This is a genomic window from Protofrankia symbiont of Coriaria ruscifolia (assembly GCF_900634745.1).
Classification (GTDB): domain Bacteria; phylum Actinomycetota; class Actinomycetes; order Frankiales; family Frankiaceae; genus Protofrankia; species Protofrankia californiensis.
Genome location: NZ_CAAAFR010000031.1, coordinates 1 through 20839 on the forward strand (window position 1 = coordinate 1; position 20839 = coordinate 20839).

The window sequence follows — 20839 nt, forward strand, 5'->3', positions numbered from 1 at the left end:
AAGGCCGAAGGCGGCGCGGTCGTGGACCTCCCGCGCCGCTGGAGGCCCAAGTCGCTGGACGACTGAGAACAATGAGACCTCCTGGACCCCGGGCTCCTCACGTACCCATGCGGGAGGTTTCTACCGCGTCCGTCGCCCTGTGTAGTTGTTCGGCACGCCGTGCGTTTCGGAAGACGTGGAAGCACGGATTAGTCCGGGGGGTCGGGAAGGGGGCCGACCCGCTGGGCGCCGATGGCAAAGCCGGCGAGATCGATACTGGTATCCGTCTTGGGGGCGAACGAGCGGTCGCCGCCTCCGTACACGACGGAGAACATGATGCCGCCGATGCGAAGACGGTCGGAAATACGTGGGTTGTACCTGTGTTCTTTGTGTACTTCCTGGTTGTTGATCCAGACGGTGAGGAGCTCCTGGGAGAACTTATCGGAGCTCATGCGGACGCCATGCTCGACGCAAATCCATTTACCGAGCTCCCACGTCCACTTCTTCTTGCCGACCATGGTGATGGGGTTGTCCGGACGGGCGGTGTTCGAATAGATTAGTCCTTCACTCCCTTTACGCCAGGCGAACCGGCTGGCGTAGCCATCCTGGTAGTTGTTGGTGCGTTCCTTGGACGCCGGCTTGTACAGGACTCCGAAGAACCCGGGAAGCTTTCCCCCTTTGTTGAAGTCGAACTTCTCCGGGAAGCGCAAATAATAACGCAGGTATAGTTCTTCTGTCGGCTCGTCCTCCCTGGCCAGGAAGAGTTGGGTGCCGCCGTATGTGTCGCCGTCGTGATAAACGGAATTCTCCGTGTTGATTGTGTCCGTTGATAACGAAACTCTCACCATCCTGGGAAAATGTGGATTGTCGGATGGCAGTATCTGTGCCCTGTCCAACCCGAACGCCGCACGCTGTTCCGGAACGAAACCCTTTCCGAAGAAATCTGCGGCCGTGGTGGCCAGGGTCTGCGGCGGCTCGTTCGTGGCGAGGGGCGTGGCGGCATCCGCATCCGGAGGAAGCGTCTCGGTGGCTGGATCGAAGGTGTGCGCGGGCCTGGAACAGCCTGTTGCCGCCACGCCCAGCAGGCCGAGAGCCGACCCCAGCACGGCCCGCCGGGTCCGGGCCGGCCGCGCCGGAAGAATGATCCCGCTGTCGGCGGGCCGGGAGGCTTGCGAACCAGGGACTCCGGGCAGGTACAATCCGTTTCTGTCGTTCATCTGCCGACTCCCGGTCGTCCGCCGCTGGGCTGGGGATGATCTTAAAGAATTCTCCGGTTCACGATACACCGCCCACTCGGAGGCATATAGGCGGGTCGTGGTGCCCGTCGCTGTTGTGAGCTCTTTGGGAACCGATCCCATTGCCTGCCGAGCGCCGATCTTTATCCGGACTTGATGATCATATTCGTGTCGTCGTTCACATTTTCCGGCGGAAAACCTGTCGCCGTCCCCGCCGGTAATTGTTCGTATCGTTTCGCTTGCCAGGTGAAGGTTCCGGCGCGAACGGTGGCCGGCTCGAACAGCGGCGACACGGGGACGGCGTGCTGCTACTTTCCGCATTGAATGCAGTGCGGACGGGGGCCCGAGGAGTCCTGCCCGCTGCTGGCCGGTCGATGACAGTCGATGTCGGCCATGGACGGGAACAGGCGGGAACGGGCGGACGCCCGGAAATCGTTGATCGCGGGGGAGCGGGCATGACGGTTTGCGGGCTGGTGCGCCTGGATGGTGCTCCGGTGCGGCGTTCGATCCTCACGGCGATGCTTGCCTCGTCGTCGGTGGGCCTGCCCTCGGCGCGGGGCGTGCACATCGACGGGCCCTTCGGGGTGATGACGGCCACGGCATTCTCAGGTGACCCGACACCACCGATCGCGGTGTACGCCGAGAAACTGGTCGTCGTCCTCGACGGCTGTCTCGGGCTCCCGCGGTGGAGCAGCGACAGCCCTGTGCCGTTTCGTGGCGCTGCTCCGGCCGGAGGGTCCGCGGAAACAGCAGCCGGCGCGCGGGGCGACGAGCCCGCTGCTCTTGCCGGCGCGGGGTCTACCGATGCCTGCATGCTCGCGGTCGCCTACCGCATGCACAGGGAGCGTTGTCTCGGGCCGCTGGGCGGGGACTGGATCGCGTTGATCTGGGAGTCGGACCGCCGGCGGCTTGTGTGCGCCCGTACCGGTAACCCGGCGCAGGAGTTGCTGAGGTGGTCGGACGGGCGCACTTTCGCGTTCGGTACGGAACCGGCGCAGCTTCGTGCCGCGATGATGGGGCATCCCCGTCCTGGCTCCAGGCTGGGTCGGATCCGCTGTCTCGGCCCTGACGAGCGACTCGCGGTCTGTCTGCCCACAGCGCCGGCCGGCTACCCTGCGATGCCGGCCGGCGCACCATATCCATCCGGCTGTGGAGCTCCGGCCGATGCTGGTGATCCTTCGGTCTTTTAGGGACGGCCGAGTGCGTGGTAGTCCCATCCCGCGGCGCGCCACTGGGCGGGGTTGAGGGTGTTGCGGCCGTCGATGACGGTGCGGGCCGCGACAATCGCGGTCAGGGCGTTCGGGTCGAGTTCGCGGAATTCGGTCCATTCTGTGAGATGGAGCACAATATGCGCCCCGGTCGCGGCGTCGACGGCGTTGTCGGCGTAGGTGAGGTCGGGGTAGGTCCGCCGGGCGTTCGGGATGGCGGCCGGGTCGTAGACGGCGACGGTGGCGCCGGCCCTGCGCAGCGCGTCGGCCACCGCGAGGGCGGGGGAGTCCCGGATGTCGTCGGAGTTGGGTTTGAACGCCGCGCCGAGCACCGCGACCTTCTTGCCGGTGACATCGCCTCCCAGCAGTTCGGTGGCAAGGGTGACGGTACGGGTGCGGCGCCGGAGGTTGATGGCGTCCACCTCGGCCAGGAACGCTACGGCCTGACCGGCGCCGAGCTCGGTTGCGCGTGCCTGGAAGGCGCGGATGTCCTTGGGCAGGCAGCCGCCACCGAAGCCGAGGCCGGCATGCAGGAAGCGGCCCCCGATCCGGGTGTCGTACGAGATGGCCTTGGACAGGTGGGTGACGTCGGCTCCGGTGGCCTCGCAGACCTCGGCCATGGCGTTGATAAAAGAGATCTTGGTGGCCAGGAAGGCGTTCGCGGCCACCTTGACCAGTTCCGCGGTGGGATAGTCGACGACGACGACGGGAGTTCCGGCGTCGATCACCGACGCGTAGACGCGGTGCAGTGTCGCCTCGGCCGTGCCGTCGGGCGCGACGCCGAACACGAGCCGGTCGGGGCGCAGGGTGTCGTCGACGGCGAAGCCTTCCCGCAGGAACTCCGGGTTCCAGGCGAGCTCGACACCGGGAGCCTGCTCGGACAGCCATGCGGCGAGGCGGGCGGCGGTTCCGGCGGGAACCGTGGACTTGCCCACGACCAGTGAGCCCGGCCGGAGCCCACCGGCGATCAGTCCGCTGACCGCGGCGTCGACGTACCGCATGTCCGCGGAGTTCGAGCCGGGGTGCTGAGGTGTCCCGACACAGATGAAGTGCACGTCCGCTCCGGCGGCGGCGTCTGCGAGCGATGTCGTGAAGGACAGGCGGCCGGACTCCAGGTTCTTGCGGAGAAGTTCCTCCAGGCCGGGCTCGAAGAAGGGTACCTCGCCGGCGGTCAGGTGCTCGATCTTGCTTGGGTCGACGTCGACACCGATGACCTCGAAGCCCAGCTCGGCCATGCAGACCGCGTGGGTCGCGCCCAGGTAGCCGGTTCCGATTACTGAAATCCTCAACGGATCAACAATGGTTGTTGCTCCCATGTTTTTGTAAACCCCCAGCTGACGGTAATCTGACTATGGGCGTTGCGCATTCGACATGATCCGTTAACGTTCACTGGCCCGGAGCCATGCGATGCGAAGAAGAGGCATTATGCACGCACCTCGTGATCGCAAAGTAAATCCACCCGAGCCGCTCTATTTCTTGTGACAAGATAAGTGCGTTGCGTAACGACGGGTACCCCGGGGTACATGCGATTCGCGTCACACTGCTAGTCTCCGGGTGCACTACCATCGGGAGTGGGGTTCTTGTACGCCTTCGCGTCCGACGACCAAGTTTTTGGCCGATATGAGAGGGTGGGCCGACAGGCCCCTACTTTTCAGGTGGGTCTTTACGGTAACCCCCGGAGGGAAAACGCTTAGGCAATGGACGCGCTCAGTACCGTGATCGACCGCGTCGGATCGTACTGGGGACTCGTTCCCCTGGGGATCGCGGGAGTGATCTCGTGGTCGGTGTGGTTGTTCCGACGTATATTGTCATCTCGTTACAAGCCGATCAACAACAAGTTCCGGACATCCACGTCCGTCGTGATCCCCTCCTTCCGTGAGGATCCGGACGTCATTGAGCGCTGCCTGCAGACATGGCTGGCTCAGGACCCTGACGAAATCATCATCGTCCCGGATGTCGAGGACACCGAACTCATCACCCGGCTGAGAAGACACGCACGGGAGCACCCGAACATCCACGTGCTTCCTTTCGTGCACGAAGGTAAGCGCTCGGCGCTGGGTGTCGGCATCTCGGCCGCCACCCAGGAGATCGTGGTCCTCTGCGACTCCGACACGGCCTGGGAGCCGGGCCTGCTCGCTGCCGTCCAGATGCCGTTCGTCGATCCCAAGGTCGGTGGGGTCGGTACCCGCCAGAGCGTCTACAACGCACGGACCAGCGTCTGGCGCCGCGTGGCCAACTGGCTGGTCGACATCCGTTATCTCGACTATGTGCCGGCGCAGGGCCGGTCGGGGGCCGTCGCCTGCCTGTCGGGCCGGACCGCGGCCTATCGCCGCTCCGTGATTCTGCCGGTGCTCCACAACCTGGAGAACGAGTTCTTCCTCGGCAGGCGGTGTATCGCCGGGGACGACGGGCGGCTGACCTGGCTCACCCTCGCATCCGGTTACAAGACCGTGCATCAGGACACGGCACGGGCCATGTCGATGTTCCCCGACTCGTTGCGGGCATTCATCAAGCAGCGGGTCCGGTGGAGTCGCAACTCCTATCGCTGTTACCTGACCGCGATCTACAAGGGCTGGCTGTGGCGCCAGCCGCTGATCTGCCAGATCAGCGTTCTCCAGATCCTGCTCACCCCGGTCACCATGGGGGTGGCCATGACCTACCTCGGGTTCTGGATGGTCCGGCCGCAGGCGAACGCCCCCCTCATAGCGATCGCCTGGCTGCTGGGGGGACGTGCTGTGCGCGGACTGTCGCATCTGCGGGAACACCCCCGCGACATCTTCATCCTCCCGCTGGTGGTCGTGATGATCATCATTGTTGCTCTGCCCATCAAGACCTGGGCATTCATATCGATGAACAAGCAGGGCTGGCTGACCCGGCGTGCCGACCTGATCGGCGGCGAGGGACAGTCGGACGCGTCCGTTCGGGTGAGCCAATAATGATCGGAGTTTCATGATCATCCCGACGCTCGGGTTCGCCGTCGGCCGTCGGCCGTCGTCCGGCACCGGCCGCCGGAGGCGATTGCGGGCTCGTGTCCTGGTCGGCGGTGTGTTCGCGGGCATGCTTGTCGGGGTTGTCCCCGGCCTGGTGGGCGCAGTGGGCGCCGCGCTGGCCGCGCCGCCGCAACCACTGCCTCCGGTCACCTCGGCGGACGCCAAGAAGCAGGCCCTCCTCGTCGACGCCGAGGATATCCGCCTCCGTTCGATGTTCGAGAAGTTCGGCGTGCTGCGGGCGCCCGCCATGGTGCAGACCCAGGGCAGCCTTCCCACCCTGCTGCTGCCCGCCCGACCGGCTCCCTACACGGCCGAGGAGGTTGCCGCCGCCGGCGGCATGCGTCGTGAGGTCGACGGCGCCACCCTGGTACTGACCAACATCGTGGTGGGCCCGGACGCCCGCCTCGTCCTCGACCAGCGGGTCGGGACGCTGCGGCTTGCCAGCAGCCCCACGGGATTCGTCGGGCTCACCAGCTGGCGTGGCGCCATCGAGATCAACGGTAACGCGCAGCAGCCGTTGAACATCCTCGGTTGGGACATCAAGGAGCTTAGGCCCGACGTCAACTCGGTCGACGGACGTGCCTACATCCGCACGATGGGTGGCGAGCTGGTCGTGCGCAATGCCCGGGCATCCAATCTGGGCTTCTGGAGCGGGCGTACCAGTGGCGTTGCCTGGACGGGTAGCAAGGGCGAACCCAGCACCGGCGGCGCGGCGAACTCCACGTTCACCAACAACATCTGGGGCGCCTACATCTCCGGTAGTGAGGGTATCCAGATGATCAATGTGAAGCTGGAGAACAACGATCGTGCCGGCCTCGCGATCAAGCGTGACGCGGTCAGCACCCTCATCTCCGGCAGCACCTCCACCGGCAACCACGGCGACGGCATCACCATCGACCGCGCCTCCGGCTCCCGGGTCATGCGTAGCACGATCAGCGACAACAGCGGTGACGGGATCACCCTGGACGGCCGTGGTATCGGCATCGTCGCTACCGCCACCGGTGTCCAGATCAACCAGATCAAGGGAACCGTCATCGAGGCGAACACGCTGACCGGCAACGGGCGGTACGGGATCCGGGTCCTCGGCGGTGAGGACACGGTCGTGCGTGGCAACAAGGTGTCCAAAAGCCAGGTCGGCGTCGTGGTCAAAAGCGGCGCGAACGGCACCCAGATCCTCGACAACACCGTCGGGGGCGTGGTCGACTCCGCCGTACAGATCGGCCCTGACGCCAAGCGAACGGCCATCACCACCAACACGCTCGCCGACGGGCGGATGGGAATAATCGCCCAGGACGCCGCGACGAACATCATCAGTCGTAACAAAATATCCGGTTCAACCGAGTTCGCTGTGACCGTGCGCGGTCAGGCTGACGGCACGACCGTGGGCAGCAACATGCTGGCCGGCCGCGGCTGGCGCGCTGTCGACATCCGTAAGGCCACCGGGATCACCGCCGCGGCCGTCGGCAACAATGACACCTCGAAGTGGATTCCTCGTCTCGAACGGCCGTGGTACTCAATCTTCGAACGGCATCCGGCCCTGTTCGTCTGGTCGTTCATGGTTTTGCTGCCGATCCTCGGGTGGCGGACCAGGCGGCGCTGGCGCAAGCGTGCCGCCGAACATCCGTATCCCGAGTCCGAGCTGTTGGTACGGCGCATGACCAATGTGGCCGCCAGCCCGGCGGGCCCGATGGACCTGGTCGAGGCGACCGAAGTGATCGCCATGCCCCCCCGATCCGGGGACCTCGGACGGACGCCGCTGGTGCCCGGGCAGGCTATGCATCGAACGACCACCTACCGGGGAGCTGCCGCGCAGGAACATCGACCGGCCGCCCAGCCACGGTACAGCGACCAGTCATGGCCTGCCGCCGCGTCCGCGGCGCCGCCTGCGCCCTCCGGCCGGCAGACGTCGCAGGACGGCCCTGACGGGCTGTTCAAGGGGCGTGATCGCAACGGTGCCCGCATCAGCCAGGACGACAACCCGACCATGGACGGCCTGCGGTACCTGCGTGACCACGCCGGGCGGTATCCCAATGACCCGTTCGGGCAGTTTGCCGACGGTAACGACGGTGATTTCCGCAGGGACGGACTTCCCGACGCCTCTTCGTTCCAGGAAGACTCCCGCTCCTGGAACGGGCACTCACCTGAAGATCACCCGTACCGGAACGAACCCGACGATGACACCACGACCACAGGTGGCGACGAAGACGTCTCGGTGGTGAAGCTCGACGCCGTTGGACCGCGGGCGATGATTTCCTATAACGGCAGAGGTCGTGACCGTTATAGCAGGAGGGACCCGTCGTGACGGCTAGCGGTCCGGCAGGCCCGGGTCCCCGGGCTGTTCGCAGGCGCTGGGGACTGTTCGTGACATCGACGGCGGTTGTCGCGTGTGCGATGACGGTCTCCGCCTGCCAGGGCGGCGAAACGACGGCAACAAGTTCGAAGGCGCCGACCGCACTGGGTTCGGCCTTGGCTCACTCTTCTTCCCCGACGCCGTCCGCTGCCGCGACCGGGTCGGCCCCCCAGGGCGGCGCACCCCAGGTCCAGAACCAGAACGTGACCTGCCCGGCGGGCGCTCCCGCGGTCAGCAACGCCAGTGATCTCAAAATGGCGCTGGCGTCGTCCAATCCCGGCACGGTCATCCGGATGGCTGACGGCGTCTACACCGGTGGCTTCACCATTGCCAAGTCGGGCACGGCGGCACAGCCGATCTGGCTGTGCGGTTCGCGCAACGCCGTGCTGGACGGTCAGGATGACACGGACTACATCCTGCACATCGACCATGCCTCCTACGTCCGCCTGGCGGGCTTCAGTGTCCGAAACGGCAAGAAGGGCGTGATGGCGGACGGCACCCAGCACAGCATCATTTCCGGACTGAGCGTCAGCGCAATCGGGGACGAGGCCATCCACCTGCGTTCCTTCAGCTCGGACAATCTGGTGACCGGGAACGTCGTCCGTGACACCGGAAACCGCTCGGAGAAGTTCGGCGAAGGTATTTACATCGGTAGCGCCAGCAGTAACTGGTGCAAGTACTCGAACTGCAAACCGGACAACAGCGACCGGAACTTGGTCGTCGGAAACGACATCGCCGGGACGACGGCGGAGAACATCGACGTCAAGGAAGGCACGGCCGACGGCATCATCTCCGGAAACGTATTGTCCAGTGACAGCCTGGTCGAGGCCGACTCGTGGATCGATCTCAAGGGCAACAAGTGGACCGTCGTGGACAACACCGGTCAGGGCGGCGGAAACATCAAGGATGGTATCCAGACCCATGTCGAGGCCGACGGCTGGGGACGATGGAATGTCATCCGGAACAACTCGCTCGCTGTGAACGGCGCGGGGTTCGGAGTTTATATCCACGACGGAGACAAGACCCAGAACGTGGTTGGCTGCGACAACAGGATCCAGGGGGCCGACGGCGGCTTCTCCAACGTCAAGTGTGTCTAGAAGTAGGATCTCGAGATATGAAACCTATCATTTTTCGATAGGACTGTTTTTGTTATTTTGTTGGTTTTTCCATCGTGGTTGACCTTCATTCGGTCCGCGGAATCCCCTGCCGCTCGGCCACCTTATGAGTGACCTTCCGCTCCGCCACGAACGACAGGAAGGGGATCGTGCCGGCCAGCATGACCAGCACGGTCGGCCCGGCTCCCAGCCGGCATCGAGACGACAGATCCACGGTCAGCACAAGGTAGACCATGAACAGGAACCCGTGGAGGGGGCCGACGGTCTCGGCGACCACCGGGGCGTCCGCCAGGTACTTCAGCGGCATGCCTATCAGCACGAGCGTGATCAGGCCCACCCCGACGACATAGGCGATCACCCGGAAGCGCAGCAGCGCGCTGTGGATCGCGCGCTCGCTGCCGCGGCCGGATCCGTCACCGGTTGTTCCCCCCGCCGCTCCGGGACCCCCCGCCGCTCCGGGACCCGCTGCAGGGCCTGGTTCCGGGATCGGGCCGCGGCTGTCCTCCTTGATGGGGGGGGTCACCGCGTCCCCGACCCTGATGGCGTGTCCCGTTCGTAGAGCGAGGCGAGATAGCGGTTGTAGGCGTCCAAGTCCTCGTCATCCTCCTCGTCATCACCGAAGTCGTTGCCGCGCGAACCGTCGGCGGTGGGTCGACCCTGTCCGTGGCGTTCTTCCCAGGGTTGCCCGTCTACGCCGGAGCGGGTAACCGTCCCGGGCACGGCAGGAGGGGTGGTTACCTTCGCCGGTCTTGGACGAAGTTCCTCACGTACCATCTGCCACCAGCCGAAGACCACCGCCGCGGCAAAGATCGGCCATTCCACGCCGTAGAAGAGGTTCTGCAGGGTTCCGCGGCTCGACTGCCCCTTCTCCCACTGCCACCACCCGAGTCTGGCGAACAGGCCGATCATGAAGAGTGCAAGGGCGTGTCGCAGGATCCAGGGGGGTGAGAAGAGGATTCGGCGCACGTCTGCGACGCTACATCCGTTCGTGCCCGGCGTGGACGCCGGACAAGCCGATGGTGCGGCTCGCCCGTCCTGGCTGGGGGGGGTTAGCGGGGAACGGGCGAGCCGGAACATTCGGAAACAGCGCCCTGGCCAGGCCGGGGTATCACCGGTCTTGAGCACAGCGGATCCGTCCGTATGTTCATATGTCCAGTCGCTCGGGCGCTCGGAAGGGTTGCCGCATCCGGAACATTTTTTTGCGTTGCTAAGTGTTTACTGACCGTCGAAGAGGATGGCCGCGGCAAGCGAGATCTGTCCCGGGGACGAGCGTGTCTGTGGCTGTCTGGGTGGCCTGCCGCCGTCCTGGCTCTCCTGGTCGCCCTGGCTGCCCTGGTCGTCCTGATCGGGCTCGTCCACGGCTGACACGCTGAGCGTCAGGGTGTGCTCACCCGCGTTCGGGTAAAAGTCGATTTCGATGATCGAGCCCACCCACCTGCTCGGACGGCCCGATTGCACAACCGGTTGCACAACAGCGGACGAGACCGTCTTCCCGTCGATGTCGGCCCGTACCGCGCCCTGTACCCCTAGGGTGCCGAGGTACAGGTTCAGGTGACCGGCCTGTCCGGTTATCGGGACGGTGAGCCGGAACTCGCCGGAGGCCCGCAGCGCCAGGGCGTCGGCATGATTCCTCCCCGTCTGCTGTGGGCTGCCCCCGCTCCAGCCGAACCGGCTGGTACCGGGGACGACCGTCGGATCGGCGCCGATCATGTCGAGCCGGCCGATGATCGGCTTTGGCAGGTTTGCGCGCACCCGCTCGCCGACGGACCTGTTCGTGCTGTGACCGTAAAGGACCCAGTCCCTGATGCCCGCGGCCGGAAGGGTGATCCGTTCTTTAGTCATCGGGCCGATGCTGAGCTGAACCTGCGGCGCACCGTTGGTCGACGCCTGGGCCGGCAGGGGCGTGGCCGCCGTGTCGGTTGTGGTCCGTGTAGCCGGCCCGGTCGACGCGGGCTGTTGTGGGGTCGCGGCCGGGGGGGACGAAGTCGCGGTCGTGGAGCCGGCCGGCGGCATCGGGAGTGCCGTGGCCGAGATGGGCTGGTCCTGGTCGTGTGACGGGATCACCCGCATACCGATCATAGTGATCGCCACGACGCCGAGGACCCCGGCGGCGGTACCGAAGGCGATCGCTGTCGGTCGACGGGCAGCGGTCCGCAATCTCCCTCGCCGCCGGATGGTTGCCCCGGAGCCCGGCTTCCGTCGCCGATCATGGGTTGTGCAGTGACGGCTCTCGGGATGGTACGGGGATGATCGGGCTTCGCTGCCCGGCCCGATGATGCGTCCACGGATCCGCGTGGTGTCCGGCTCGTGCGCGCACGCCGCGTCCGTGAACGCCGCTGGCAGCCACGACCCGGGCTCTGCCCCGGTGTGCCTGCGGCGGCGACGGCCGCCACCGCGGCGAGCACCCGTCATGTTGCCTCCCCACCCCGCAGCCGCGCCCGCGGATCAACATCCCGCCGCGGACGCGGAACACCCCTTCGCGTCTCGGAGTGCTTCTTGCTCAGCCGTGCCGCGGGATCGGGCGTCGACGTGGACGGCGACCCCAGGGCGCTCCCACGTGTGTTCTCGCGTGCGCCCGCCAACAGGATGCGCTCCAGTTCACCCGCACCCTTCGAGGTCTGACTCTTGACGGTGCCGACGGAGATGCCCAGGGTGCGGGCGGTCTCGTCCTCGGAGAGATCGAAGGCGTACCGGAGTACCACGCATTCCCGTTTGCCGGCCGACAGCGACATCAACGCCGCCCGGACGTCGACGACCGCCGGCACGTCCGTGTCGGTGCTGTGGGTCTCGGCCAGGTTGCCGAGCATGCCGAGGCCGCGTCGCTCGCGCATGATCCGCCGCAGGCGGGTCGCCGCCATGTTCGCGACGGTACGTCTGAGGTAGGCCAGCGGGCTGTCGGCCTGACGCACTCTGTCCCAGTGCCGCCATGCGGCGGTGAACGCGTCGGCTGTGATGTCGTCGGCGGCGTCATGGTCGTTGGTCAGCAGATAGGCGAGCCGGGCCAACGGGCGGTGGTGCTGCTCGAAGAAGGAATGGAACTCGGCGACCGGACCGCCGTGGCTGCCATAGTTGTCGAGGTCGCCGTTCACGGTGGTCGGATGCGCACGGGTGCGGTCGTTGACGGACCCGTCGACAGGACCATCCGGTTCGACGGAGTTGTCCGGTTCGGTGGTGTCGACGTCCCGTTCCAACCGGCGTGCTCCTGAAGCTCGTCCGATGGGCGATACGCCACCTGTGTGGATCTCGCCCGATGGCAGGATGAGAGAAGTATGTCCGGCTTGTAGCCTAGGGTCTGCGCCGGGTCCGTACAATTCGGTCATCATGTGCCGGGATCGAGCGGTTCACCCCAGCGGCGCGATCATGTTTCTGGCGCACCGGTGGCTCAGGTCCCCGGGCCCTCAGGTCTCTGGATCATTGCCGGATACGGAGATGATGTTTCCGTGGGGCGCCGGTTGGGGTATGCCCGCGCATATGGGTGCTTTGTACGGAGCCGTTGCGGGCCGCCAGGCTGTCCGCCTGCACCAGCCCGCCCCGCCGCCTCCACTTGATCCTGAGATCCCGATTCCGGATGACCCCGGTCCACTGCTTCCCAGCACCCCCGATCTTCCTCCCGCGCCACACGAGCCCTCGCCCTACATCGAACCCGCCCCGACGGAACCCGAGCCCGAGCTCGAACCCGTCTGAGCCCGAATCTGTCTGAGAAGGTCGCCGTATCGTCCTGTGCCCCGTTCGTTCGTCCCGGCGGGTCAGCCGTCGGGACGGCGTGGTGGTGCCGCTCGGTTGGCGATCGCGGATGCGATGTGCGTGGCCGGACGGCCGTGGATACGGTGGGTTGATGCGCGCGGTGACAGTGGCCTCTTTCGGTGCTCCCGAGGTCATGTCGTGGGTGGAGGTGGACGACCTCGCCCCGCCCGGCCCGGACGAGGTCGCGATCGACGTGGTCGCCTCCGCGGTGAACCGGGCTGATCTGTTGCAACGCCAGGGTTTCTACCCGCCCCCGCCGGGCGCTTCCGCCGTCCTGGGGCTGGAATGCTCCGGCCGGATCGCCGCGGTCGGCGCCGGGGTGACCGCATGGCGGCCCGGGGATGAGGTCTGCGCCCTGCTCTCCGGTGGCGGATACGCGACGAGCGTCAATGTTCCCGCGTCCCACGTGCTCCCGGTGCCGGCCGGTGTCTCGCTGCTCGAGGCCGCCGGGCTGCCCGAGGTTGCGGCCACGGTCTACTCGACGGTGTTCGGGCTGGCCGGTCTGCGTGACGGTGAGGTGTTCCTGGTGCACGGCGGGGCGTCCGGGATCGGTACGTTCGCGATCCAGGCGGTGCGGGCGCTGCGGCCGTCATCGACGATCGCGACTACCGCGGGTAGCCCGGCGAAGCTGGACCGCGTCCGTGAGCTCGGAGCCGATCTGACCATCTCCTATCGGGACGAGGACTTCGTCGACCGGGTGCGGGAGACCACCGGCGGCCGTGGCGCGGACGTGATCCTTGACAACATGGGTGGGTCTTACCTGGCGCGCAACGTCGAGGTGCTGGCCGTCGAGGGGCGCATCGTCGTCATCGGGCTCCAGGGCGGGCGAAAGGGCGAGCTGAACCTCGCGGCATTGCTGGCCAAGCGGGGAACCGTCCACGCGGTGTCCCTGCGGGCCCGGCCGGACGCGCAGAAAGCCGTGATCGTGGCGGGCGTTCGCGAGCAGATCTGGCCGGCGATCGAGGCGGGGGCGGTCCGCCCGGTGATCGATCGGGTGGTGCCGATCGAGAAGGTCGCTGAGGCGCATCAGCGTGTCGAGGAGTTCGGCCACGTGGGCAAGGTTGTGCTTGCTGTGGACACCCCGTAGCGGTCCAGGCGGAACCCCGGGCCCGGGAAAAACGGTCGCGCCTTGGCCTGCTGTGCCGGAATCTGATTACAAGCAGTGATATGAGTGGCCGTCTGTTGCTGATGGTGTCCGGCTGGGAACCCATTTCCATCCTGCCCGTATGCCCGCCAGGGCGACCAGGCAGGATGGGTGCATGGCAGATCAACCGGACCCACGGGTCGTGGTCGTTGGACCGGACGGAACACTGGACGAGGACGCGGCGGCCGCTCGTTCGCGGGTCGTGTCCGGCCAGCTCGGCGGCGACTCGGCCGCTTCGCCCGCCGACGAAGGCGACGAAGGCGACGAGGAGCATCCGAACGCGCTCATGGAAATGGTCTCCCAGCCGGACAAGGTGATGCGGATCGGCTCAATGATCAAACAACTTCTGGAGGAGGTGCGGGCGGCACCGCTGGACGAGGCGAGCAGGGTACGCCTCCGGGAGATCCACCATAACTCGATCAGGGAACTCTCCGACGGGCTCGCTCCGGAACTCTCCGAGGAGCTCGGCCGGCTCACCCTCCCGTTCGACAACACGCAGACCCCCAGCGACGCTGAGCTGCGGATCGCCCAGGCGCAGCTCGTCGGGTGGTTGGAAGGTCTCTTCCATGGCATCCAGACGGCACTGTTCGCACAGCAGATGGCTGCCCGCGCCCAGTTGGAGGAGATGCGCCGGCGAGCCCTGCCGAGCGGTCCCCAGGCGGGAGAGCAGTTCGGTCGCGGTGCCTATCTGTGAACCCGCCGACGGCGTCCTGCTGACGGATCGCGGCCAGGCCACGATCCGTCAGCAGAGCACGATCTGTCAGCAGGTTGCCATTGCGGCGTGAGACCGCGTCGTGGCGTGAGAGCGCATTGCCGCGTGAGGCCGTCAGCTTGCCGGGCTGACCGAGCTCATGTTGAAGTCCGGGATGCGCAGGGCCGGCATCCGAGCGAGGGTGAACCAGTCCCCCCACTCACGCGGAAGTGTCCGGACCGTCGCTCCGACTTCGGTGACTCGACCCAGCAGGTCCACCGGGCTCTCGTTGAACCGGAAGTTGTTGACCGTGCCGACGACCTCACCGTTCTCGACCAGATAGACACCGTCACGGGTGAGCCCGGTGAGCAGGAGAAGCTGTGGGTCGACCTCGCGGATGTACCACAGGCAGGTCAACAGCAGTCCCCGTGAGGTGTTTGCGATCATCTCGTCGAGGGATGCGGTCCCGCCGCCGTCGAGGGTCAGGTTGTCGATGAACGGGGTCACCGCCACGTCACCACCATCCGCGCCGCCGCCCACCTCGCCACTGCGCCTGGCAGCACTGCGCGCCGAGGCGCGCGTCTGGACCAGCGCGGCCAGCTTGCCATCCGTGATCCAGTCGGTGCGCCGCAGCGGCAGCCCGTTGTCGAACACGCTGGACGTCGCCGACGACGCCCCGGCGATCACGAACGGGGTCGCCGGTAGTTCCGGGTCCAGCGGGTCGCTGAACAGGTGCAGTCCGGCCGGGCCGAGCGCCTCGCCGATCCTGGTGCCGCCACCGGCCTTGCTGAACACCGTGCGTCCCTCGGCGGCGTCACGGCCGGCAGCCGACCAGTAGGTGTAGGTCAGCAGGTCGGCGACGGCCGACGGCGGCAGCAGCGTCTCGTAGCGCCCGGCGGGCAGCTCCACCGAGCGTGCGCTCCAGGCCAGGCGCCGGCGCAGGAGCGCGTGGGTGTCGGGCACGGACACGTCGGTGAAGTCGTGGGTGGACTGGCCGTGCCACACCGAGCCGGACGGCGTGGCGCTCTTGGCGTTCCACTCCACCGACCCGGTCGGCTGGCTGTGCCGTAGCCGCACGCCCGCGGAGGTGCCCAGCCAGGTGGTGGTCAGGTCGTGCTGGGCGAAACCGAACAGGCGGTGCCCGTCCGCTCGCGCCGCGGCGAACGCGTCGCCGAGCTCACGCGCGAACTCGGTGAACACGCTCGTGCTGGTGCGCTGCGCGGGGTCGGTGAAGGTCGCGTCCGCGACTGCTTCGGCGGCCACCGCGGTCCCGCCCCGGGAATGCGGTGCGCCGACGCCGGTGCCGGGACCGAGCAGCTCGGCGTAGTCATCGGCGTCCTCGGCTTCGCGGGCGTCCGCCTCGGACAGGCGCAGCAGCTTCTCCAGGACGTCGTCGTCGGTCACGTTGCTTGCCGATCGCACCCCGAACGCCCGACCCACCACGCTGATCACGGTGACGGATCGGTCGCGGGCCGCGCCGTTGGTCGTCAGGGTGTTGTTCGCCCAGCGCAGGTTCACCGTGCTCGACTCGCCGGCGATCACCACGCATCCGTCGGCCCGCGACGACTCCAGCGCCCGTTCGACGATCTCGTGGGACTGCACGGTCACCGGCCTGCCTCTCGCTGGGTGTTGAGGATGTTGACGTCCCGGAACAGCGCCGAGGGGCAGCCGTGGCTGACCGCCGCGACCTGGCCGGGCTGGCCCTTGCCACAGTTGAACGCCCCACCCAGGACGTAGGTCGCCTCGCCGCCCACGGCTTCGAGCGACCCCCAGAAGTCGGTGGTGGTCGCCTGGTAGGCGACGTCGCGCAGCTGCCCGACGATCCGGCCGTCGCGGATCTCGTAGAACCGCTGGCCGGTGAACTGGAAGTTGTACCGCTGCATGTCGATCGACCAGCTCTTGTCACCGACGATGTAGATCCCCCGGTCCACCCGGGAGATCAGCTCCTCGGTGGACGGCCCGCCCGGCGCGGGCTGCAGCGACACGTTCGCCATCCGCTGGATCGGCACGTGCCCGGAAGAATCGGCGAACGCGCAGCCGTTGGAACGCCCGGTTCCCAAGGCCGTGGTGTTCTGCGCGGCCATCCGGCGGTCGAGCTGGTAGCCGACCAGGGTGCCGGCACGGACGATGTCCCACTGCCCGGCCTGCACGCCTTCGTCGTCGTAGCCGATCGTCGCCAGACCGTGGGGGGCCGTGCGATCTCCGGTGACGTGCATGGCAGGGGAGCCGTAGCGCAGTTTTCCGATCTTGTCGAGGGTGGCGAAGGAGGTCCCGGCATAGGCGGCCTCGTAGCCCAGCGCCCGGTCGAGTTCGGTGGCGTGCCCGACCGACTCGTGGATTGTCAGCCATAGGTTCGACGGGTCGATCACCAGGTCGTAACGCCCCGGTTCGACGGAGGACGCCTTGGCCTTCTCGGCGAGCAGGGACGGGATCAGCTCGATCTCGGCGTCCCAGTCCCAGCAGCCCGCGGCGGGGCCGGCGACCAGCCACTCCCAGCCGCGGCCGACCGGGGGGGCGATCGTCCGCATGGTCTCGAACCCGCCGGCGGCGCGCTCGACGCGGGTCGCCTCGATCTGGCAGATCACCCGGACGCGCTGCTGGGTGGTGGTCGTCCCGGCGAGGTCGGCGTAGAACTTGTTCTCCAGCACCTGGCCGAGCCTGCCGTTGACGTGGTCGACGTCCTCGGCGGCCAGCAGCGTACGGCACAGCCCCCCGACGCGCTCGATCTTTTCGGCCGTCTCGACGGCGAACGGATCGATCGCATAGGCCGACACCCACCTCGCGTCCGCGTGCACCGGCTCGTCGGCCAGCTCCACCGGTTCGCTGTTCAGCGGATGCGCCACCCGCGCGATCTCGACCGCCTCACGGGTCACCCGGACGGCCTCGTCCACGGTCAGGTCGACACCGGCGGCAAACCCCCATGTCCCGTTGTGCACGACCCGGACGGCGAAGCCGACCGACTGGCCGTCACCACGGCTTTCCAGGCCGCCGTCCCGGAAGGACAGGGATGCGTCGCGGATCCGTTCGATGCGGATGTCGGCGTGGGTGGCCCCCAGGTCGCGGGCGGTCTGCAGGGCGGCGTCGGCAAGGGCGGCGCGGGGCAGCGCGAGGAACTCGGCGTCGATGTCGTGGGCCGGGGTGCCGGCAGCGTCCGGACCCGTTCGCCCGGCGCCGCTCACGGGAACGCCGCCCGCGGATGTGGTAGTGGCAGATGTGGCCATGGAGCCATCCTGGCCTCCGGCGAAAGGATCTGTCCCGCGGGGCGGTGGTCGGTGTCGCCGGACGCCACGGCGACACTGGGTGGCGTGAGGCCAGGCGCCGGCGGCGTCCAGCCGAACACCGACGGCATCAGCGGAACATCCCGTGGCATCAGCGCAGGCATCAGCGCAATAGCGACGGCATCAGTGGAAGAGGCGTTCGAGGACGTGGGCGACGCCGTCGGCGTCGTTGGACGCGGTGATCTCGTCGGCGGCGGCGAGGACGTCCGGGTGGGCGTTGGCGACCGCGACGGAGTACCCGGCCCAGGCGAACATCGGCAGGTCGTTCGGCATGTCACCGAAGGCGATCGCGCTCTGCGCGGTCACGCCGTACCCCGCCGCGATCTCCGCCAGGGCGATGCCCTTGGAGACGCCCGCCCCGGCGATCTCCACAAGATCATAACTTGATGTGGTGACCACGGCCGTCGACCCGGCGATCGCCACGATGGTGCCGTAGACGTCGGCGAAGCCGCTTGTGGACAGTGCGCGCCGGACCAGCAGTTTCGTCGCGGGCAAAGCCGTGAGCAGCTCGGCGACACCACCGACGACCTCGTGCGGATCGGGCCACATCGTGGTGAAGGTCGGCTCCCGGCCGAATCGCGTACCGCTCTCCACGGCAAAGGACGCGTCCGGCACGATCGTCCTGATCTCGGCGACCAGATGGAGTGCGGTGGCGGGATCCAGGATGCGGTGCCTGAGGGTGGCGAAGTTGTCCAGATCGTAGACGAGCGCGCCGTTCGCGCAGATCGCCAGACCCGACGTGCCGGTCTGGGTCACGATGTCGGCCATGACCCGGGTCGGGCGTCCGGTGACGAAGAGGACGATGGATCCGGCGCTCCTGACCCTGCGCAGCACGGCCCGCGTACGATCCGAGATCGTGCCGTCGGTGCGGATCAGCGTCCCGTCGAGGTCGGTGGCGACGAGCGCTGGGCAGAACACAATCATTCAGTAAACCGCATCCGGGTTGGTTGTGTCGCCGGAAGCCAGGATCCCTGGGTCGCGGAGGGCCAAAGGCAGTCTGATCATGTTTCCGCCGTGTCCCGCGCGCTCGTTGGGTGCTGCGTTAGCATGCGCGTGGTCCGGAGGCCGAGGTCCCTGGGTCGCTGGCCGGAGAGGGTTCCGGACGGCGAACAGTCCTTCCAGCGTCCAGAATGATCATTATTGCGACTGGTGGAGGGAAGGTGTTCGGACAGCGATGAAAACGTTCGATGAACTATATCTTGAGCTGGCCGGAAAATGGCGGGAACGAACGCCCGGCTCCGGCAGTGTCGACGCTCTGGACAAAGGGATTCACCACATCGGGAAGAAACTCCTCGAAGAAGCCGCGGAAACCTGGATGGCGGCGGAGCACGAGGGGACGGAGCGGGTCGCCGAGGAGCTGTCGCAGCTGCTGTACTGGAGCCAGCTGGTGATGATTTCCGTGGGTCTGACACCGCACGACGTATACTCCAGATTGTGATGACGGCCCTTCGGTGCACATTCGGCGCCGGACTGTGACACGGGGGCGATGATGCTTCGACTCGCGGTGCCCAACAAGGGGGCGCTGGCGACCGCGTCCAGTCAGTTGCTGGTCGATGCGGGTTACCAGGCGCGTCGCGAATCGGCGGAGCTGGTCGTCACCGATATCGAGAACGACATCGAGTTCTTCTTCCTCCGGCCTCGTGACATCGCCGTCTATGTCGGGGCGGGTCGGCTGGACATCGGTATCACCGGCCGTGACCTTCTGATCGACAGTGGTGTCGCCGCCGACGAGCTGCTGCCGTTGGGCTTTGGCTTCTCGACCTTCCGCTACGCCGTGCCGGAAGGCAGCCTGACCGACACCGACGGTCTGACCGGTATGCGGATCGCCACGTCGTTTCCCGGTCTGGTCGCCGCCGACCTGGCCAGGCGCGGAATCAACGCACAGATCGTCAGGCTGGACGGCGCGGTGGAAACCGCCATCCGGCTCGGGGTCGCCGACGCCGTCGCGGACGTGGTGGAGACCGGGCGCACGCTGCGGGCCCATGGATTAGCGCTGCTGGGCGAACCGGTGCTGCGCTCCGAAGCCGTGGTCGTCGTGAAGAAGGGGTTGGACCTCACCTCGGCGCACGAACGGTTGTTGCGCCGGATCCAGGGCGTTCTGGTCGCCCGACGCTACGTCATGATGGATTACGACGTCCCGAACTCCGTGCTTGAGAAGGCATGCGAGATAACCCCCGGCTATGAATCGCCGACCATATCCCCGCTGCAGCGTGAGGACTGGGTCGCGGTGCGCACCATGGTGCCCCACGCGGAGCTGAATCGGGTGATGGACGACCTGTGGGAGATCGGCGCCCGGGGCATTATCGTCTCCTCCATTCAGGCCTGCCGGCTGTAGGGGGCGTCGGGTGTCGTCGTACGGCGTCCCTGGCGCGCCGGTGGGTACCGGTGTGATGCCCCGCTGAAGTGCTGTGCGTGGCCGGGCACCGCGGGGGGTCAGCGGTGGCTGAGAATGAGCGACATACCCTCGTTGCGGGTCGCGGTACTCAGGAACTGACCACGTACTGCCGAGGTCACTGTCCGGGCACCCGGCTTGCGGACCCCACGCATAGACATGCACAGATGCTCGGCTTCGACCACGATCATGACCCCCCTGGGTGAGAGGGCCTGTTCCAGCGCGTCGGCGATCTGGGTTGTCAGTCGTTCCTGCACCTGCGGACGTCGCGAGTACAGGTCGACGAGCCGGGCGAGTTTGGACAACCCGGTGATCTGGCCACTTTCGTTCGGAATGTAGGCCACATGCGCCTTTCCGGCGAATGCGACCAGATGGTGTTCGCACAACGATGTGAAGTCGATGTCGCGAACCAGCACCATCTCTTCGTGACCTTCGTCGAAAACGGTGGTCAGCACCTCGGACGGGTCCCGCCCGAGCCCCTCAACCGCTTCCTCATAAGCGCGGGCGACCCGTTCCGGGGTCTTGCGCAGCCCTTCCCTGTCCGGGTCCTCGCCGATACCGATCAGCAGTTCCCGGACAGCGCGGGCAACCCGCTCATGGTCGAACGGTCGGACGGCCCGTGGCCCGAGATCCGGCCCCCGCCGCTGGGGAGCGACATCTTCGGCAGGGACCCCACCGGCATCCACGGGGGCTGAGGCAAGGGAGGTGTAGCC

18 protein-coding genes are annotated in these 20839 nt (G+C 67.0%); 8 read left to right on the forward strand and 10 right to left on the reverse strand.

Annotated features, from left to right (window positions below; genetic code table 11):
• Window positions 1-188: 188 nt before the first annotated feature.
• Complete coding sequence (locus tag CV1CTNOD_RS03195) at window positions 189-1085, reverse strand: polysaccharide lyase (protein ID WP_242606322.1); 897 nt, start codon at window positions 1083-1085, stop codon at window positions 189-191.
• A gap of 584 nt (window positions 1086-1669) precedes the next feature.
• Here CV1CTNOD_RS03195 and CV1CTNOD_RS03200 point away from each other — a divergent pair.
• Entirely contained in the window at window positions 1670-2404 is a 735-nt protein-coding gene (locus CV1CTNOD_RS03200; protein ID WP_131784672.1) for a hypothetical protein, read from the forward strand.
• Here CV1CTNOD_RS03200 and CV1CTNOD_RS03205 read toward each other — a convergent pair.
• Window positions 2401-3738: a UDP-glucose dehydrogenase family protein gene (locus tag CV1CTNOD_RS03205; protein ID WP_131784673.1), complete on the reverse strand. Its 1338-nt coding sequence runs from the start codon at window positions 3736-3738 to the stop codon at window positions 2401-2403. The two genes, CV1CTNOD_RS03200 and CV1CTNOD_RS03205, sit on opposite strands and share 4 nt — an antisense overlap.
• A 381-nt stretch (window positions 3739-4119) precedes the next feature.
• Here CV1CTNOD_RS03205 and CV1CTNOD_RS03210 point away from each other — a divergent pair, with 381 nt between their 5' ends.
• From CV1CTNOD_RS03210 to CV1CTNOD_RS03220, 3 genes are all read left to right on the forward strand, one after another.
• Window positions 4120-5358 carry a glycosyltransferase family 2 protein gene (locus tag CV1CTNOD_RS03210; RefSeq protein WP_131784674.1) on the forward strand — a complete coding sequence of 413 codons (1239 nt, stop codon included), beginning with the start codon at window positions 4120-4122 and terminating at the stop codon, window positions 5356-5358.
• 13 nt (window positions 5359-5371) lie between these two features.
• Window positions 5372-7714 (forward strand): right-handed parallel beta-helix repeat-containing protein, encoded by a 2343-nt coding sequence (locus CV1CTNOD_RS03215; protein WP_242606323.1) that lies wholly within the window; start codon window positions 5372-5374, stop codon window positions 7712-7714.
• Window positions 7715-7803: 89 nt separating this feature from the next.
• A complete protein-coding gene (locus CV1CTNOD_RS03220; RefSeq protein ID WP_131784675.1) occupies window positions 7804-8859 on the forward strand; it encodes a right-handed parallel beta-helix repeat-containing protein in 1056 nt (351 codons plus the stop codon).
• A gap of 85 nt (window positions 8860-8944) precedes the next feature.
• Here the strand turns inward: CV1CTNOD_RS03220 and CV1CTNOD_RS03225 are convergent, their stop codons facing one another.
• The 4 genes from CV1CTNOD_RS03225 to CV1CTNOD_RS03240 form a co-directional block, all read right to left on the reverse strand.
• A complete protein-coding gene (locus CV1CTNOD_RS03225; RefSeq protein WP_131784676.1) occupies window positions 8945-9400 on the reverse strand; it encodes a DUF3817 domain-containing protein in 456 nt (151 codons plus the stop codon).
• Entirely contained in the window at window positions 9397-9843 is a 447-nt protein-coding gene (locus tag CV1CTNOD_RS03230; RefSeq protein WP_131784677.1) for a hypothetical protein, read from the reverse strand. Before CV1CTNOD_RS03230 ends, CV1CTNOD_RS03225 begins: the two co-directional genes overlap by 4 nt.
• Window positions 9844-10092: 249 nt before the next feature.
• Window positions 10093-11289: a hypothetical protein gene (locus tag CV1CTNOD_RS03235; RefSeq protein ID WP_131784678.1), complete on the reverse strand. Its 1197-nt coding sequence runs from the start codon at window positions 11287-11289 to the stop codon at window positions 10093-10095.
• On the reverse strand, window positions 11286-12068 hold the full coding sequence (locus CV1CTNOD_RS03240) for a SigE family RNA polymerase sigma factor (protein WP_242606324.1): 783 nt from the start codon (window positions 12066-12068) through the stop codon (window positions 11286-11288). Before CV1CTNOD_RS03240 ends, CV1CTNOD_RS03235 begins: the two co-directional genes overlap by 4 nt.
• Before the next feature lie 644 nt (window positions 12069-12712).
• Between CV1CTNOD_RS03240 and CV1CTNOD_RS03250 the strand changes: the two genes are divergently transcribed.
• Entirely contained in the window at window positions 12713-13708 is a 996-nt protein-coding gene (locus tag CV1CTNOD_RS03250; RefSeq protein WP_131784679.1) for an NAD(P)H-quinone oxidoreductase, read from the forward strand.
• Window positions 13709-13880: 172 nt separating this feature from the next.
• Complete coding sequence (locus tag CV1CTNOD_RS03255) at window positions 13881-14459, forward strand: bacterial proteasome activator family protein (protein ID WP_131784680.1); 579 nt, start codon at window positions 13881-13883, stop codon at window positions 14457-14459.
• Window positions 14460-14591: 132 nt separating this feature from the next.
• Here CV1CTNOD_RS03255 and CV1CTNOD_RS03260 read toward each other — a convergent pair whose 3' ends face one another.
• From CV1CTNOD_RS03260 to CV1CTNOD_RS03270, 3 genes are all read right to left on the reverse strand, one after another.
• On the reverse strand, window positions 14592-16064 hold the full coding sequence (locus CV1CTNOD_RS03260; protein WP_131784681.1) for a metallopeptidase TldD-related protein: 1473 nt from the start codon (window positions 16062-16064) through the stop codon (window positions 14592-14594).
• A complete protein-coding gene (locus tag CV1CTNOD_RS03265; RefSeq protein ID WP_242606325.1) occupies window positions 16061-17677 on the reverse strand; it encodes a TldD/PmbA family protein in 1617 nt (538 codons plus the stop codon). Before CV1CTNOD_RS03265 ends, CV1CTNOD_RS03260 begins: the two co-directional genes overlap by 4 nt.
• A 180-nt stretch (window positions 17678-17857) precedes the next feature.
• The gene (locus CV1CTNOD_RS03270) at window positions 17858-18658 is read right to left on the reverse strand and encodes an HAD family hydrolase (protein WP_131784682.1); all 801 of its coding nucleotides are present in this window, start codon (window positions 18656-18658) and stop codon (window positions 17858-17860) included.
• Between the two features lie 250 nt (window positions 18659-18908).
• Here CV1CTNOD_RS03270 and CV1CTNOD_RS03275 point away from each other — a divergent pair, with 250 nt between their 5' ends.
• Window positions 18909-19172 (forward strand): phosphoribosyl-ATP diphosphatase, encoded by a 264-nt coding sequence (locus tag CV1CTNOD_RS03275; protein WP_131765233.1) that lies wholly within the window; start codon window positions 18909-18911, stop codon window positions 19170-19172.
• Window positions 19173-19223: 51 nt separating this feature from the next.
• Window positions 19224-20069, forward strand: a complete 846-nt coding sequence (gene hisG / locus CV1CTNOD_RS03280) for an ATP phosphoribosyltransferase (RefSeq protein ID WP_165485295.1) — start codon at window positions 19224-19226, stop codon at window positions 20067-20069.
• A gap of 98 nt (window positions 20070-20167) precedes the next feature.
• Here the strand turns inward: hisG and folE are convergent, their stop codons facing one another.
• The gene (gene folE / locus CV1CTNOD_RS03285) at window positions 20168-20812 is read right to left on the reverse strand and encodes a GTP cyclohydrolase I FolE (protein ID WP_131784684.1); all 645 of its coding nucleotides are present in this window, start codon (window positions 20810-20812) and stop codon (window positions 20168-20170) included.
• Window positions 20813-20839 lie beyond the last annotated feature (27 nt).